Source organism: Blautia sp. CAG:257 (assembly GCF_000433815.1).
Classification (GTDB): domain Bacteria; phylum Bacillota; class Clostridia; order Lachnospirales; family Lachnospiraceae; genus Blautia_A; species Blautia_A caecimuris.
On sequence record NZ_HF999056.1, the window covers coordinates 28,849 to 45,078 of the forward strand.

General features: G+C 39.3%; 16 protein-coding genes. All 16 read right to left on the reverse strand.

Annotated elements, in window-relative coordinates; translation table 11 throughout:
• Entirely contained in the window at nt 1-867 is an 867-nt protein-coding gene (locus QVP40_RS07390; RefSeq protein ID WP_022067830.1) for a radical SAM protein, read from the reverse strand.
• Nucleotides 868-882: 15 nt separating this feature from the next.
• Nucleotides 883-1,794: a hypothetical protein gene (locus QVP40_RS07395; RefSeq protein ID WP_022067831.1), complete on the reverse strand. Its 912-nt coding sequence runs from the start codon at nt 1,792-1,794 to the stop codon at nt 883-885.
• Nucleotides 1,795-1,796: 2 nt separating this feature from the next.
• Complete coding sequence (locus QVP40_RS07400) at nt 1,797-2,930, reverse strand: radical SAM protein (RefSeq protein WP_022067832.1); 1,134 nt, start codon at nt 2,928-2,930, stop codon at nt 1,797-1,799.
• Complete coding sequence (locus QVP40_RS07405; protein ID WP_022067833.1) at nt 2,927-4,063, reverse strand: radical SAM protein; 1,137 nt, start codon at nt 4,061-4,063, stop codon at nt 2,927-2,929. The genes QVP40_RS07400 and QVP40_RS07405 overlap by 4 nt, the downstream gene beginning before the upstream one ends.
• Before the next feature lie 43 nt (nt 4,064-4,106).
• On the reverse strand, nt 4,107-5,438 hold the full coding sequence (locus QVP40_RS07410) for a C1 family peptidase (protein ID WP_022067834.1): 1,332 nt from the start codon (nt 5,436-5,438) through the stop codon (nt 4,107-4,109).
• Between the two features lie 59 nt (nt 5,439-5,497).
• Nucleotides 5,498-6,301 (reverse strand): radical SAM protein, encoded by an 804-nt coding sequence (locus QVP40_RS07415; RefSeq protein ID WP_022067835.1) that lies wholly within the window; start codon nt 6,299-6,301, stop codon nt 5,498-5,500.
• Between the two features lie 86 nt (nt 6,302-6,387).
• Nucleotides 6,388-6,528, reverse strand: a complete 141-nt coding sequence (locus QVP40_RS07420; protein WP_022067836.1) for a hypothetical protein — start codon at nt 6,526-6,528, stop codon at nt 6,388-6,390.
• 69 nt (nt 6,529-6,597) lie between these two features.
• Nucleotides 6,598-7,518: a hypothetical protein gene (locus tag QVP40_RS07425; protein ID WP_022067837.1), complete on the reverse strand. Its 921-nt coding sequence runs from the start codon at nt 7,516-7,518 to the stop codon at nt 6,598-6,600.
• Complete coding sequence (locus QVP40_RS07430; RefSeq protein ID WP_022067838.1) at nt 7,519-8,925, reverse strand: radical SAM/SPASM domain-containing protein; 1,407 nt, start codon at nt 8,923-8,925, stop codon at nt 7,519-7,521.
• Nucleotides 8,922-9,209, reverse strand: a complete 288-nt coding sequence (locus QVP40_RS07435) for a hypothetical protein (RefSeq protein WP_022067839.1) — start codon at nt 9,207-9,209, stop codon at nt 8,922-8,924. The genes QVP40_RS07430 and QVP40_RS07435 overlap by 4 nt, the downstream gene beginning before the upstream one ends.
• Nucleotides 9,210-9,229: 20 nt before the next feature.
• Complete coding sequence (locus QVP40_RS07440; RefSeq protein ID WP_022067840.1) at nt 9,230-10,162, reverse strand: radical SAM protein; 933 nt, start codon at nt 10,160-10,162, stop codon at nt 9,230-9,232.
• A gap of 425 nt (nt 10,163-10,587) precedes the next feature.
• Entirely contained in the window at nt 10,588-11,589 is a 1,002-nt protein-coding gene (locus tag QVP40_RS07445) for an aldo/keto reductase (protein WP_022067841.1), read from the reverse strand.
• A gap of 62 nt (nt 11,590-11,651) precedes the next feature.
• Nucleotides 11,652-12,581: a 1-phosphofructokinase gene (pfkB, locus tag QVP40_RS07450; protein ID WP_022067842.1), complete on the reverse strand. Its 930-nt coding sequence runs from the start codon at nt 12,579-12,581 to the stop codon at nt 11,652-11,654.
• Nucleotide 12,582: 1 nt separating this feature from the next.
• A complete protein-coding gene (locus QVP40_RS07455; protein WP_022067843.1) occupies nt 12,583-13,635 on the reverse strand; it encodes a galactitol-1-phosphate 5-dehydrogenase in 1,053 nt (350 codons plus the stop codon).
• Between the two features lie 19 nt (nt 13,636-13,654).
• The gene (gene xylB, locus QVP40_RS07460) at nt 13,655-15,172 is read right to left on the reverse strand and encodes a xylulokinase (protein WP_022067844.1); all 1,518 of its coding nucleotides are present in this window, start codon (nt 15,170-15,172) and stop codon (nt 13,655-13,657) included.
• A gap of 52 nt (nt 15,173-15,224) precedes the next feature.
• Entirely contained in the window at nt 15,225-16,229 is a 1,005-nt protein-coding gene (locus QVP40_RS07465; protein ID WP_022067845.1) for a LacI family DNA-binding transcriptional regulator, read from the reverse strand.
• Nucleotide 16,230: the final 1 nt, after the last annotated feature.

Consider the following 16,230-nt stretch of genomic DNA (forward strand, 5'->3'; position numbering starts at 1 on the left):
TCATCTTTCTTTCTTGATTTGTACTCCTGGAACCACAAAATAAGGATTTGATTCCGTTAGTCCTAAACAGTAACGACAATAATCTTTATAAATAGAATCATTAATACACGTAGCTATCCTCGCCCTAGAATCCGCATTATTTTTAAGTTTTGAAATCTTGATATGTTCATAAGGGTTTTTCTCCACATGATAAATTTCTGCCGAAATCATTCCTCTTGGACAAGATGACAATTCTCCATTGCATAAACTAGTACAATGACGTACAATACAGTCTTTATAAATCAACTCTGTCATTTTTTCGGGAATTTCCCATTGATCAGTACTGCTGACATGCTTCCAATTTGACTTCTTATCTGCTCTATATTTCTGTATATGGCATCGAATCTTCTCAGCTTCTAAAAAATCTAAAAAAGATGTTACCTTATCTTCTTGTCCTGGATAAACATCTACTCGAATCTCCAACTTTCCATTTAAATTTTTTAAAGCCTCCTGTGTTCTTTCATCCGGCATCACCGTCCCATTGGTAATAATCTTTCCGTCCTTCACAGACGGATTTCCTGCAATATAATTCAACAGCCGATACAGTTCCCTATTACAAAAAGGTTCTCCTCCTGCTATTGAAAAATACTCAATATTACAGAGTTCAAATATGAGTTTACAATCACGGATTAACTCTTGAATATCCACTTTTTCCTGTTTTATATAAGGAATCATATGAAGACAGTCTCTACAATGCAGTGTACATTGTTTTCCTGCCCATACTTCTAAAAAAGGCAACTCTACTTTTTTATGTCTGTATATTCGCCGATTCTTACGATATAGTTTTCTATATTTCCTTCTTTTTTGATACTGCTCCAATTCATTCATAATTTGTGCATCTCCTCAAATTTCCATTGGTATACAGTCTTGTACTATTTTCTTTTCAAAAATCAGTCTTTTCATCGTCTGTTCTACTTCTGAAATACTCATACTCTTTTTGTATTCTTCGCTCAAATTGATTGCATCTTCTAAACCTGTACTATAATAAATCTCATGCTTTCTCCAGTCTTTCAAAGAAATACTTTCTATCTTTTTTCCTTTACACGGAACATATGGCCTCCTCGCTATCCACTCATACTCAAAGCAAAATTCTGCACAATTATTCTGTACTCTGAAATCAATAACTGGTTCAAAATACTCTATATCTACCCTGTATAAATATACCGGTTTTTTTAAAATTACGTCTTCTCCACAAAGTCTGTCCGTTGGATTCTTGGGATATACACAAATCCGACCATTTTGGATAACATGCATTCCACCGGCAACTGCCCGTCCCAGATATAAAACCAACTGATCATAATCTGTTGTCCCAAACACCGCATCCACCACTTCATTATTATACATGTTTTCTTTTTTTTGCGATGCATATAAGCATACCAAATCTTTTACTGCTGATGTATGGTATACATATCTATGACTTTCTTTAACAATCTGACTTTTATATTGCTCCAGTTCATGCAGACGTTCTAATACTGCTGCTTGAATCTGCTTCATCATGACAATAAATTCCGTGTTTTTATCACATCCAAGAAGCTTCGACAGATATTCTCTAATCTGCTGTTCCTGCTGATAAAGCACAGATTTCTTTTCTGGCTTAATCAGGATATCTGCCTGGTGTCGAAGAAAGGCAAAATATGCGTCAACATACATAATTTCTTTGGCAGACCATGAATGAGTGATTTCCTGATTAATCGTAAAAATCAACTCTGTAATTCTAGTTTTACTTTCTTCTAGGCTTTCTCTAATATGCCTCATATCTATATACTCCAATCAACCAGAGCCATTTCTTTTTTATTCTTTATTCTCTCCCACGTAACCCAATCCCCCTTAGGAGCACAATAGCGACAAAGATCAAACGGTGTATGCATCCTTCTACGTATCTCTTGAGTAGTAAGACCGTTCTCCTCTAAATCAATTTTCCCTGTTTCCAGAATTCCAAGATTAAACTGATCAGAAAGATAATGTATTACAAATGGAACAAAACAGGTTGCAATTTGTGTGCCATACATTGTTGCACAGCTGCCTTTCCAATGACATCTATAAAAATTTTCATCAATATTTGAGCTGCCCGATGCATTGTAAATTTTCTGAAATTCTGTTACTACCTCTGTTACAATATTTGTTATTCCTTTCTCCACTAGAAACATTTTTATTTCATCAATAGATCCTTTTAACGCAGCATACTGCGTAACAATAAAGGTCACATGACACTCCTTCACTGCCTTAATCAGCTTGTCACTCATCTGTTTAACCAAGATGCCATTAGAAATAAGTCGTATATCCGTATATGGGTATATATCACGTATCTTATATATATATTTATCCAGATCCTTATTCAACAACGGTTCCCCTCCGATAATACGAAATATTTTCACATGCTGAAAATATTTTTTTAACAAAATAATTCCCTTTTCAAACTCATTATAATCAGGATATGCTTCCTTTTTTACAAGGCCACAAAACATTGAGCAATTTTTACAATTCAAATTACAGTGTTCTGCTACATGAATCTCCATCGCATCCAGTTCGTTACACAATTTGTAAGAATTAATCATTGAAATACGCTCTTCATCGGAAAGTGTTGTATTCCACAAAGATTCTGCTGATGCATAAAGAAGGTTGTCTATATTAATGTGATAGACTTCAAGCATTTTGATCACACGATAGTTTTGAGCTTCTGCCATACTTGGTACAATAAAATATTCTATTTTTCCTTCTTCAAACATACATACCGCACGTCCAGAAGATACAATCCAAGGAGCACATTCTTCATCGTTCCACTTTTCACTATTCTCTTCTACTACACAAACAACTTTATATTGTTTATTTCTGCTTAGCAAATCATATACTGCTTTTCCTTCCCGTCCCCATGATATTACTGCTACATTCATCTGTCTAACTTTTCCTCCAAAACATCTAGATACTTCTCTACATCCACTGCCGCCTGCAAAGCTTTCTGTTCATATTCTTCCACCTTGCCTTGATTCTTGATTCGGTTTCTCTGAATTCGAATTCCTGCTCTTATACACATTCGATTAAACAAACAGATTTCCGCACTTTGTTTCTGCATATTTCCGGTAAGCATAAAATTCGCCGCAAAGCAAACCCTACAAAAATGTATAAGCTGGCAACCATAACACATATTTTCTTTTGTAAATTTAAAATCACTGATTTTAAATTTCTCAAACTGTGCTGCTTTTTCTTCACTTCCTGTAGTAAACACAGTAAATCCATGACAGGGCGCATATTTTCCCTGTGCATCATAACATTCCAGAGGATCATCAATATCAACACAATACCGATAGGAATCATCAATTTTATCATAAAAATCCTGCAAATGATATTTAACCAGAAGACACAATGGTTGTTCTAAATGCTCAGAATAATATTCTACTAGCTTATCAAGCTCTCTCCTCAATATAGGTACGCTTTCTTCCAAATTCCAGTCCACAGCCCACTCAAAAGCATTACAACAATCAAAGCCTTTTTTCTGCAACCAGATTGTACCTTCAGCCATGTGATCCAAAGTTCCCGCATTAATTGTCATACTTACTGGACAATGTTTCCATGTGTTCAAGAAAAAGTCCAAATCTATTTGTCTAAAACTGCCTTTTCCGCCAATCTGTTTTCTGTTCTGATCATGCTGATCCTGTTTTCCATCAATGCTTAACATCAACTCATAACGTTCTGCCCTGCTACTAAGCCATTGCTGAACTTCTCCATGTACTAATGTTCCATTTGTTATCATTCGAAACAATACCGGTATATTTCCATAATTTTCTATAACGTATTCATCTATTTTCTTGATTAAGGTAAAATTAAGGAATGGCTCACCTCCATGAAGTTCAATTACCATACTTTCATAGCCATCCATATCAGCGTAAGCGCGATCAAGTATTTCTTTTGCTGTTTCAAATGTCATAGATTTTCCATTTTTATTCTTTTCATAACAATATATGCAACGTAAATTGCAATTTTCCGTAATAATCAACATAATTTTTTTATGATTGGGAAGATATTTCATTTTTGCCTCCTATACCTTATACATTCTATCTCGCATCCTTATTTCAATCTGCCAACATCCCCATAGGATGCCATGACGGAAGTTCCACCGGAACCGCCTGTTCATATATTTCAATCATCTCTTCGTTTAAATATTCACGAAAAATAATAGCTTCATAAACATACTCATCAAGCCACCGATCCTGCATATTCAAATATCCCTGATTCCCCTTCTGATTCCCATAAGAGTTTTTCACTAACCAGCTGAGAATTTCATTGTCCTTCGATATCCTGACCCCCTCCACAACCATTGCATGATTCAGGCAGGAAATACCATATCGCAGTCTATTATCTTTATCCATAAACTCCCATTCTAATTTGTCCAGCTTGTATACATTTAGGTCCAAAATTCCCTGTTCTTTATCCACTCCCATACGAGAATCACAGCCAAACCATACAGGATACCCCGCTTTTAGTTGTGTAAGCATCGCCTGCTTCATATTTTGCAGTTCAAGATTTAAATATTTTACCCTTCTCCCCTCTGTCACATTGCCTAAATTTTTGATTACATAGGTTTTATCTGGTTCCATGTTTACTCCAACACAGGAAATTGGAATAGCTTCTTCTATTAACCGTCTTGGCAGATACCTACGATAGAAATCCTGAGGTGTTATTCTTTTTTCTTCGGTGCACCTACCATTATCATGATAAATCCTTAAATCAAAATAATCCGGTGGCATTCCCATACAGATACTTAGAAAACGATATACATATTCCATCTGTGTATCTCGAATACGCATTACATGACTCACATCCCTTGTTTCTACATACGTACCACGTAGCTGGCATGCAAACGAACGTAACATATCTGACAGAATCCATATCATTTCTCCTGTATTTTGGGACTGTGCATTTTTTTTCATTGCGTATTGTGGCAGCATTCCATATTTTTTTATAATATTGCAAAAGAGATCCCATTGACCGGCATCTTGTACTGGATGATTAAGTTTTTCACGAAGTTCTCGATCATCGTCAGGAACTTGTATTGTAGCAATGATAAAATTCAGAAAGAAATTTGACTTTTCCAGTAAATCATAAAATGCAATGTATTCCTGAGAAAACAGAAAGTCTACTGCCTGATGCTGCTTTATAAACACTTGTCTCATCATATGGCAGGCAGCATAAATCCAACAGCGTCCACTTGCGTTCTGATCTTCCACTGATAAATCTTTCATTCTCATTTCAAAAGTTTCCATAAGCGGAAATTCAAGCCTTTCTCCCAAAAGGCTCTGTCGTATCCCTTTTTGAACTATATTTTTATACAACTCTTCATTTCTACTGTTATTTTGCAAACAATATTTATAATCCGTTAAATTTTCTTGTGTAATCTTATTCATTTTTACTCCACCCACTTGTATTTCATACTGCCGGATTATGTTTACGACTCATTCTTTTCTCATACCTCAAAATTTCTGTAATCCTGTGTATCAGCTACCTTCTTTCCGTTTAAAAAAATGGCATCCTCTGTAATTTTATATTTAGAACATAAATTACACATTTTTCCCATATAAGTATCTTCCTGACAGTGTATCACTTCTTTCATCAAATAATTATGAAATATTTTTTCTCTCTCAACCAAAAGATCATATGTAATTTTTTTATCCTCAAATACATTTGCCAATGATCCTTCAATCGTAGCGCAGTATAAATTAACACTACCATCCATCATCACCATATACCGTTCTGCATTTGGATAGAATTCTTTATCATATCTTCCCGTTAGAAGTGAACACCCCATATTATATTTTAAGTGTTTAAATTCTTCATACGCTCTGCCTACAGGAATCATATCTTCCGAAGCATCTTTCGATACCACCCAATAATCGGAAGATATCAATTTCTCCTTAAATTTATTTGTCCAAAACTCACGATGAAATCTATCATCGCTTATGCGTATTGTTACATGCAATGCCTTTACTCTATCTGAAAGTTTTTGGTTCATTAAAAAGCTTCCATTAGTAAAAATAACAATCTTTCTACAATATCTTTGGATACGAGCCACCATATTCTCTATCTCATTTATATGCAAAAACGGTTCTCCTCCAAGAATATATACCTCATCCGGACAGCCATATTCCAACATTTCAAAAAATTTCTCCAAAACAGCATCTTCTATCCAAGAATATTCATGAGAACTATCTACCATACAATGTCTACAGTGAAAGTTACATTGCTTTGAAACCATAATACCGAGAACCATTATCCATACCACCTATTCACTATTATAAAGAGCAGGTTACATTCTTCCGAATGTAACCTGCAGGTTGAAAACACATGGATTATCCCTTACAGCTGTGGTCTCTTCCAACCACCACTCTTGCTCCAACCACTGTTGGACCATCCCATTGCAACTGTATTAGCTTTCTTACTGGTCTCAACAATAACATTTTTCCCAAGTTTCTGAGAATACATCTGAATCTTGCTCATTTCCATACACCTCCTCTCCAGTAAAATAATTTATAAAAACTGATATTTTATAATCAAGTTTTTATCACTTTAACACTTACAGATTTCTCTTTTTAATTGATAAATCCTATCATAATTAAATGAGTCAAAATATTGCATATGCCAAATCAATCGAGACCACAAGAGATAATGATGTGAGCTTTTTTCCACATACTCCCGGGCATTATTATAAATATAACTGTCCAAACATTTATGAATAAATTCTGTATCCGCATTTCGGGTACTTAATTTAAAAAGATCGATCCGACTTATATCAAAAAAATTTTCATGAAGCTCATACGGCATAATACTCTGCAATGCATATACATATTCAGGAGAATATCTATCCCTTTCTTTTTCATATGACTGCCTACAGTATTCCTGAGTTCTGCATCCACCACATATATGTGAACACCCATTATTCAGTAGAAGTACGGTTTTCGCATGTAATTCATCTTGCACAACACGTAATACATTCTCATTACGAATAAAATGTCTTCCTATTACAATTTCATCATAATCATGCCGAATTTCCCGAAAACCTTCCAGCGTGTTTTTCATGTTATTTACACTGTCTATAATTTTCACAGAAGGAAACAGCTTTTTAACAGAATCAAAATACCAGTCGAGCACTGCTATTTTATTAACCACAATACCTTCTTTTTCTAATTGATATTTACATTCTTTAAAATCTTCTTCTGTCAGACCATCTGTATTAAACACGATTTCCAGATTAATTCCAGACTCATTGATCATTCTTGCTATTTTCCAAAATTTCTCCTGCATTTCCTGATTCTGAAATTGTTGAGCAATAAATGTTCTTCCATGATATTTATCTCCTAACGGAAGTGATCCATAAAAATTATCAATATATGGTGCATATTTATTTAATAAATCCGCAAATTCCTGCAATGTTGTATTCATTGCAATACCTACAGAAAATTTTTTATACAGCTGTATTTCCCTACTCATCTAAGGCTCCTTTTTCAAGATCTCATATCCCAGTAACTGATTCATACGTTCCGGTTCATGCAAAATCAACGATATCAGTTTCGGATACAAGTTCCGATTGATCGTACACTCAATCATATCCACATCCTGTTCTTGTGTTGCACATTTCATATGCACGGTACATCCTCCGCGACAATAATGCTGCCATGGACACTTCTCACATTCGTTTCCTTTTTTTTCTTTAAAATATGCTTTTTCTCCTACTGAATTTTCAAGTAATGCAATCAAATCCTTATCCGTCTTAATATTGCCTAGCCGTTCTTCTGGAAAATCTGTCACATCACAGGGAAAAATATCACCATGCTTATCAATAGCAATCATACGTTTTCCCCCATGACAACCATTAGAATTACAAACATCAAGTTTTTTTCCTGTAAGCAAATTCATACTTTTCAACCAAATATTATATTCGTAGACTTCTATTCCTCTCTTATGAAGTTCCAAAATCTTCTGAAAAATACGAATGGTAGCATCTGCAATCTCCTCTGCGTACAAACACAAATCGTCGTTCATAGCAAAGCAACTCCTATGGACAAAATTTAGTTTAATATGAATCAATCCCAAATCAACTGCAAGATATTCTATAATATCCTCAAGATTTTCTAAAGAATTTCTAGTAACTGTAGTTATAGTAGAAATATCATTTCCATACAATTTCTGAATACTTCTGATCCTGCGTTCCACCACCTGATGTGTACCAAAGCCTGAATGTATTACTCTCTGTGAGTCATGAATTTTCTGATAACCATCTATACTGACTCCAATCGAAATTCCTCTTTGATATAGTTCTTTCATCAACCCCTTTGAAAGAAGCAGAGCATTTGTTTCAATGGTGATCTGAGGATTCATGCCCCTTTTTTTCAAACCATCCTGGAGAAGAAAAATTTTCTCTGTTTCCAAAAGTGGTTCTCCCCCCCAAGGTTGAATAGTAATACGTTTGTCTCCTATTTGTTTACAGTATTGTGCCAGATATTCACAAATAGAGTCTATCATATCATTCGTAATAGACTCCTTGTCAGAATCATCTTCCACATTTCTTAAACAATAGCGGCATTCCATATTGCATTTATTTGTTAAATCTATCATAAAAAACATCGGTTTAATATCCGAGTTTTTTTCCGTCCCATTTTTATCTATATTTTCAGATTCATATGCAAATTTTCTCTGTAAAAGTTTCAGGAGCAAATCTTCGGAAATCTCCTGATTCCATATAGTATTGCAAAGATTCTTTTTCAACAGCAATATGTGTCCTTGACGATCCAGAAGCAAATTCTTGTCCCCTGCTTCAAATTTCCATAAATCATTCAGCCAAAATTCCGTGCTTTCTATTGCTCCTCCCGAAATATAACTACAGGAACAATCTTTCATTCTACAATTCCTCCACCAATCAATAAACTTAAAATTTCGTTAGATTTTTCTGAAAAATATTCTTCTAAATACCTGTAGATTTCGCCTTCAGTCATCCCTTCTGACAATTTATGAAATAATTGTATATAGACATCTACTTCCTCATAAAAACAAAACTCTCTTTCATCATCCTCTCGCCCCACATAAAGACCTTCGTCTGTCTGAACTATATACACATATGGCGAAAGATAATATCTAGACACATTTTCATTGTCAAAACAGTGTTGTTTCACATAATTCTCCATGGCACTGAACTTCCTTTCACTTACTTTTTGTATGGACAGATAATACGATCCCCAAAATATTCAAAAGCAGTGCGATATGTTCCTGCACATAACGGCTCAGCTTTACATTTCCTACATCCTTCGCCCAATGTTCCAATAAAATCATCTCTTCCATCCTCTACATTCGACTCACCCTTCTGTGTGGGTGCCGAATAACTGCTATATGATTTTATTTTCGGTGCAACAAAATCCCAATAATAAGGATCGAGGGAACACAGCGGCATATTTATGCAATACATATGTCGTTTATTTCCCACATCCAACTTTTTAATGTAATCATCAAACATTTCTTCAAAATAAGGATATAACTCTGGAAAAATAACCATATAGTCATATTTGTTTTCTTCGGACAACCCACAATAATCGATACTACACAGCTGAATATCTGTTTCCTGCGGAAAGACATTATCTATAAATTTGTAAAATTGATACAAATCTTTATAATTTGCCTTAGTAATACAATGTTTGACTGTCGTATGTATTCCCCCAGACTGTATCTGCAACATTCCATCAATGGTTCTTTGAAAACTCCCCTTAGACCCATTAACAGCTTCATGCTCTTCTTCTGATTGACTATGGATAGTCGTAATCAGTTCAACCAGTTCTGTTCGTACAGCAGATAAGAATCTGTCTGTAAATTTTTTATCTGAAAAACGTTCTGAATTTGTCAAAATAGTGATTTTCAGTTTTTTTTCACATAAGTATCTTATAAAATCTATAAAATCAGGATGTATCGTTGGTTCTCCTCCGGATACAACAATAGAATCGATACTGGAAGTTTGTATCATATTTTCCACGACTTTTTCTAGCATCTCTAAGTCAGGTATCGGGTATCTTTTTTCTGCCTTAGAGCATGGGCAGAAGCTGCATGCCTGATTACACATATATCCGATAGCTATATATCCCTGTGTCAAATCAGATCCTCCTTATTAAAGTACTTAAACAATTATAAATATCTACTAGCCTTCTCTCTTATAAACTATGAGTTGTAGTATGTTTTCGCTTTTTCAACTGTCAAAAATAGAGCATTTATTTCTTTTCCCAATAATCATCCTTTATAGAAATTTTCCATCTCTATAACCCGTTTTAAAACTCTTCCATACTTTTTGATAATTTATGTTTTTTTTGTCTATATGTAATAATTTAATCAATATCCAACATTTCTTCAATATGTGGCAGGTTTTGTGGTTTTTATTTTTGATATATATGACTTGAATTGTATGCTGCTTTATGTCATTCCCCTCCCCTGCTTTTCTCCGCCAAAAAACCCGCCGGTTCCTGCCCAAAAGAGCAGGAGCCGACGGGTTCCTTTTTACTTCTTTCTTTACTGTTTTTTATATTATTTTACGATCACACCATCTTCATCCCAGAGATCATGCCAGTCGTTTGCGCCCTCCCAGAGGAATACCTGACCTTTTACAAGGCGATTGCCTTTTTCCAGAGTGGAAATGATTTTCATTTCCTCTTCTGTAAGAGGATCCTCAGTAACGCATTTCAGATTGGAAGCAAAATTATGTACGGAGAACGGGATGGAAATCTCTCCTCTCTGATGCGCCCATTTCAGAGCGATCAAAGCCGGATGTACTCCGTGTGCCTCTGCAATAGCTTTCATTTCCGGAAGCTGAAGATCAGCCACATCCTCCGGACAGATATCTCTCTCTGGTCTTCTAGGTGAGCCAAGAGGCATATAGCCTACCGGCTGGATATTGTGAGCTACCAGATAATCATAAAGCTCCTGCTGCTGGAAGCATACATGAAGTTCCAGCTCACAGGCTGCCGGTTTGATCTTCATAAGCGGAAGAACAGCCTCCAGCTTCGGAATCGTCATGTTTGAGATACCGATGTAACGGATCACCCCTTTTTCCACAAGCTCCTCACACTGACGGTAAGTATCCATAAACTCATCCACACTGAAAGGTCTGGAATCCGGATTTCTGGAATCTACATCACATCCCGGTGCATGATAATTTGGGAACGGCCAGTGGATAAAGTACAGGTCCACATAATCGCACTGAAGATCCTGAATACTCTTTCTGCAGGCTTTCTCCACATCTCTGTGCATATCATTCCATACCTTTGTCATAATAAAAAGATCTTTTCGCTCTACAACGCCCTCATCAAAAGCGTCCTTAAATACCTTTCCGATCTGTGGCTCATTGCCATAGCAGGCTGCGCAGTCAAACATACGATAGCCGCTGCGCACTGCCCCTGCAACCGCTGCTGATACATCCTCTGCTGATACACGGTCAGAACCAAAGGTTCCCATTCCAACACAGGGAACTTCCTCACCGGAAGGAAGAGTTACTTTTGGCACAAGTGCCGGATTAATAAATTCTGCCATCTTTTTCTTCTCCTTTTTATGATTTTCTGATTCTGTTGTATTTTGAAAACTCTACAAAATCTTTATACTTTCATAATCTTAATCTGAGGAAGAATTTTTTCCATATCCTCCATACAGAAAAATCCTGTTTCCTCCCGCATGGCTGCCGCCGCAGAAATGGCGCTTGCCTTTTTCAGGGTTTCCGGAAGGGACAGCCCCTCCTTCAGTCCGATAGCGAAGCCTGCGATCATGGAATCGCCGCAGCCTACTGTATTGACAGCATCGATTTTCGGTACTTCCGCCCGGAAGATTCCCTCGTCACTTACTGCAAGGGAGCCGTCTGCTCCAAGGGAAACAGCTACGATCTCCACGCCGTTTCTGTGGATCACCTTTGCCGCTTCAATAATATCATTGATATCATCGCAGTTTTTTCCGGTAAGCATCCGAATCTCGTCAATATTGGGCTTGATCAGCGTGGGAGCTGCCTGAATCCCCATTTCCAGAAGCTTTCCGCTGGTATCGAGGATCACCTTTTTTCCGGCGTCCTTTACAATTTTTACAAGGCGCTGATATGCGGTTCCGTCTAAGCCTTTTGGAACGCTTCCGGACATTGCCACAACCTCTGCGTCAGCAACCAGAGTGCAGAATTTTTCTTCAAAGCCTTCAAAATCCTTTTCCGTAAGAGTAAAGCCCGGCTCCAGAAATTCTGTCTGCACATGGTTTACCTCGTCCCAGATATTAATGCAGGAACGGCTTTCCGCATCCACATGATAAAATTCACTTTTAATGCCAAAGGGCTTCAGGGCATCCTCGATGTAATTTCCCGCATGGCCGCCTACAAATCCAGTTGCCACAACCTCTGCCCCGTAAATAGAGGCCGGCTTGGAAACGTTCAGGCCTTTTCCCCCAGGAACATAACTGCATTCCTTTACACGATTGACTTCTCCTACCTGAAAGTTTTCTACTACATACCGCTTGTCAATAGCGGCATTTAAAGTTACTGTCAGTATCATTTTAGTTTTCCTCGTTTGATAAAAGAATCTTTCCTTTTACAAGGCCCGGCGTCTTAAAGAGCTGGAAGGCTTCCTGAGCCTGGCTCATTGGAATTTTCTTATAAATGAAGCCCGGATCAAATTTCAGCTGTCCGGTTGCAAAATAATGAGCGGTAAGCTCCCATTCTTTTCCCGGGAACGGAGCGCTGTAGGACATCCAGGAGCCTGTCAGTTTAAACTCCTTACGGTTCATGTTTTCCCACTGGGCAGGTGTAAAGGAAAGGTCTGCATGAGGAGTACCGATAAAGCATACATGGGCCTTATTTGCAGCCAGCTCAAAGGCCATATGCATGGTTGGAACCTGTCCTGCTGTCTCAAACACATAACCGTATCCCTTGTTTCCGGTAAACTCCATAGCTGTTTTCATGTAGTCCTCTTTTGTGGTGTTTACCACCTCGTCTGCCCCAAGGCGTTTTGCCAGCTCCAGACGCTCATCACTGATATCAAAAACCACAACCTTTTTGGAACCGAAGATCTTTGCCCACTGCATGGTAAACATTCCGATGGTTCCGCCGCCAAGGATCGCCACGCACTGGCCTCCCTGATAATCATTCTGCAGAAGTCCGTGAAGGGCTACTGTGGAAGGCTCGAACATTGCGCCCTGCTCATAGGGAACGGATGCGTCAAAAGGAACTGCGTTCTGCTCCGGAACCACCACATAATCTGCATTGCTTCCCTGCTCTCTGGAGCCGATAAAGCTGTAATGCTTGCAAAGGGAATAATTGCCTTTCTGGCAGTCCTCACATTTCATGCAGGGTACAAGAGGAGCTCCTGAAACACGGTCGCCTGCCTTTACCTTTGTAACACCCTCTCCGATTTCCACCACGTCGCCGGAGAACTCATGTCCCAGAACGATCGGATAAAAATGCACGCCATTGTGAAGGACACGTGGAATATCAGAGCCGCAGATACCGGAATAGCGAACCTTGATCTTTACATACCCCGGTTTTACCTCCGGCTCCGGAATTTCCAGATACTGCACGTCCTCATTTGCTACAACTACTGCTGCTTTCATAATAAGAATACTCCTCCTTTTATTCATGTTTTGTCATCATACCGGCCAGAGACCGGTACAATTCCAAATAGGTTTCATAAGTTTTGTCGTAAATCTCTTTCACCCTGAGATCAGGCTCATGGGTTCTTGTTACACTGACGGTTTCCTTTACTGCCTCCTCATAGTCCTGATAGAAGCCTGTTCCTACTCCGGCCAGAAGGGCTGCTCCCAGAGTAGTGGCTGTATCAGAAGCCGGAACTACGATCTTTTTGCCTGTAATATCTGCCTTGATCTGGGTCCAGAGAAGTGAGTTTGCAGATCCGCCCATAGCGCGGAGAACGTTTGCCCGGGCACCTGCGCTTTCTGCCACTTCCAGATTATGGCGGAGAGAAAGAGCCACACCTTCCATACAGGCGCGGACCATATGTCCCTTTGTTTTGGAGAAATCAAGTCCGTAGAATACGCCCTTTGCATAAGGATTCCAGATGGGAGACCGCTCGCCGGCCATGTACGGAAGAAATACCAGTCCATCGCTTCCGGCAGCTATTTTTTCTGCGATCTCATTAAGCTGATTCAAAGAAGAAACTCCTGTTTCCTTTTTCATCATCCGCTCATAGTCCGCAAATTCCCGCTCAAACCAGCGCATAACACCGCCGCCTCCGGTAGTGCCTCCCTGAAGAAGCCATTTGCCCGGAACTACATGGAAACCAAGGATCAGACGGGGATCTGCCTTATACTCGTCAAGACAGATACTCATACCGCCTGCCTGTCCGCCCTGCTCCTGAGTCTCGCCGGGATTGATCACACCGGCCCCCAGAGTTCCGCATGCTGCATCCAGACCTCCTGCCACAACAGGAGTTCCCTCTGCAAGTCCGCATTCCTCCGCAGCTTTTTTTGTTACTGTTCCCACAACATGGTCACAGGGAACGATTTCCGGCAAAAATTCCACAGGGATCCCCAGCTTTTCACACATAGCCTCATTCCACTTACCTGTACGCATATCAAAGCAGTGAAGTCCGTAACCCTGAGAGAGATCCTGGCTTACCGCTCCTGTAAGCTTAAAAGCAATAAAGCTGTTGGACTGAAGGATTTTGTCAGTTTTGGCATACACCTCCGGAAGGTTTTCTTTATACCAGAGGATCTTCGCTGTAGTATAAGATGGCTGAAGGGAGTTTCCTGCCACCTCAAAGATTGCCTCTGCGCCGATCTCCTCGTTGAGACGGTCACAGACAGACTGCGCTCTTGTGTCCATCCAGATCGGCGTATTGGTCAGTACATGTCCGTTCCGGTCAATGGCAATGGCTGACCAGCTCTGACCGTCAATACCCACGCCGGCAATCTCTTCCGGAGCAACAGACGCCTCTTCGATCACCTGACGGACAGCCCCGCAGACAGCGCTCCACCATTCTTCCGGATTCTGCTCTGCCCAGCCCTCCTTTGGGTAATACACCGGATAATCCCCGTTGGCTGCTGCCAGAACACAGCCGCTCCGGTCAAAAAGGGCAACCTTACAGGCGCTTGTTCCAATATCAATTCCAATTAAATATGAGTGGTTCATGTCTTTTTCCTCTTATATTTATCGTGTTCTGCTTTTCCACGATTCTGTATCCTTAAAGCTGTGCAATGGATTTTCCATGAATAATGGTAGTTCCCAGCTTTTCTGTGCGGCATCCGGATTCATTTCCTGCATGTTCCAGACGTTCCAGCATAATCCCTGCCGCTGCCTCTGCTATTTTATCTGTAGGCTGAGAAACAATGGTCAGCTTGGGATTACAGGCTCTGGCAAAAGGAAGATTATCAAAGCCTACCAGAGAGATTTCCTCCGGAATCCGGATTCCCAGCTCATTAAGCCCGATCACAGCTCCCATAGTCATCTCGTAGTTGGTGATAAAAACCGCTGTCATTTCCGGATTTTCCTGCACCAGTGTTTCCATTGCCTTAACGCCGCCCTGAATGGTGTAATCACCGTGAACGATCAGCGACTGCCGTACAGGAAGATTCAGTTCCTCCATGGTTTTGCAATAGCCTTTCATTCGTTCCTGCGCTGTGGAGATTTCCTCCGGACCGCCGATGATCCCGATATTCCGATGACCTTTTTCATACAGAAGCCTTAAGGCATCTGAAGCAGCCTGCTCATTGTCTACCAGAACACTGTCACAGACAACGCCCTTGATTTTACGGTCAATAAGAACAATCGGCTTTCCTGTTTTCTGAAAAGTTTTCAGATGACCGCCCTCGGTATCTACCGGCATATTGATGATGCCGTCAACTCTTTTCCGGCATAAAAACTCCACAGCCTCCTGCTCCAGCTTCTTGTCTGTACGGCAGTCACAGATCATTGTCGCGTAACCGTGGTTTCTTAAAATATCTTCTATACCGGTAATGATCTCAGCACAAAAGGTATTGTTCAGCTCAGGAATTACCACTCCAATGGTTTTTGTTGCATTTGTCTTAAGATTCCTGGCAACCTCATTGACCTCATAGTGAAGTTCTTCAATAGCTTCCTCGATTTTTTTTCTGTTTTTTTCTCTGACATTTCCTCCGTTAAAATAGGAAGAAATGGTTGCAAGGCCCAGTCCTGTTCGCTTTGCAAGATCTTTCATGGTTGCTGCCATA

Bases quoted from the DNA above. Each gene is read 5' to 3' on its own strand.
- QVP40_RS07390 (WP_022067830.1), bottom strand. From the start codon at position 867: ATGAATGAATTGGAGCAGTATCAAAAAAGAAGGAAATATAGAAAACTA.
- QVP40_RS07395 (WP_022067831.1), bottom strand. From the start codon at position 1,794: ATGAGGCATATTAGAGAAAGCCTAGAAGAAAGTAAAACTAGAATTACA.
- QVP40_RS07400 (WP_022067832.1), bottom strand. From the start codon at position 2,930: ATGAATGTAGCAGTAATATCATGGGGACGGGAAGGAAAAGCAGTATAT.
- QVP40_RS07405 (WP_022067833.1), bottom strand. From the start codon at position 4,063: ATGAAATATCTTCCCAATCATAAAAAAATTATGTTGATTATTACGGAA.
- QVP40_RS07410 (WP_022067834.1), bottom strand. From the start codon at position 5,438: ATGAATAAGATTACACAAGAAAATTTAACGGATTATAAATATTGTTTG.
- QVP40_RS07415 (WP_022067835.1), bottom strand. From the start codon at position 6,301: ATGGTTCTCGGTATTATGGTTTCAAAGCAATGTAACTTTCACTGTAGA.
- QVP40_RS07420 (WP_022067836.1), bottom strand. From the start codon at position 6,528: ATGAGCAAGATTCAGATGTATTCTCAGAAACTTGGGAAAAATGTTATT.
- QVP40_RS07425 (WP_022067837.1), bottom strand. From the start codon at position 7,518: ATGAGTAGGGAAATACAGCTGTATAAAAAATTTTCTGTAGGTATTGCA.
- QVP40_RS07430 (WP_022067838.1), bottom strand. From the start codon at position 8,925: ATGAAAGATTGTTCCTGTAGTTATATTTCGGGAGGAGCAATAGAAAGC.
- QVP40_RS07435 (WP_022067839.1), bottom strand. From the start codon at position 9,209: ATGGAGAATTATGTGAAACAACACTGTTTTGACAATGAAAATGTGTCT.
- QVP40_RS07445 (WP_022067841.1), bottom strand. From the start codon at position 11,589: ATGGCAGAATTTATTAATCCGGCACTTGTGCCAAAAGTAACTCTTCCT.
- pfkB (WP_022067842.1), bottom strand. From the start codon at position 12,581: ATGATACTGACAGTAACTTTAAATGCCGCTATTGACAAGCGGTATGTA.
- QVP40_RS07455 (WP_022067843.1), bottom strand. From the start codon at position 13,635: ATGAAAGCAGCAGTAGTTGTAGCAAATGAGGACGTGCAGTATCTGGAA.
- xylB (WP_022067844.1), bottom strand. From the start codon at position 15,172: ATGAACCACTCATATTTAATTGGAATTGATATTGGAACAAGCGCCTGT.
- QVP40_RS07465 (WP_022067845.1), bottom strand. From the start codon at position 16,229: ATGGCAGCAACCATGAAAGATCTTGCAAAGCGAACAGGACTGGGCCTT.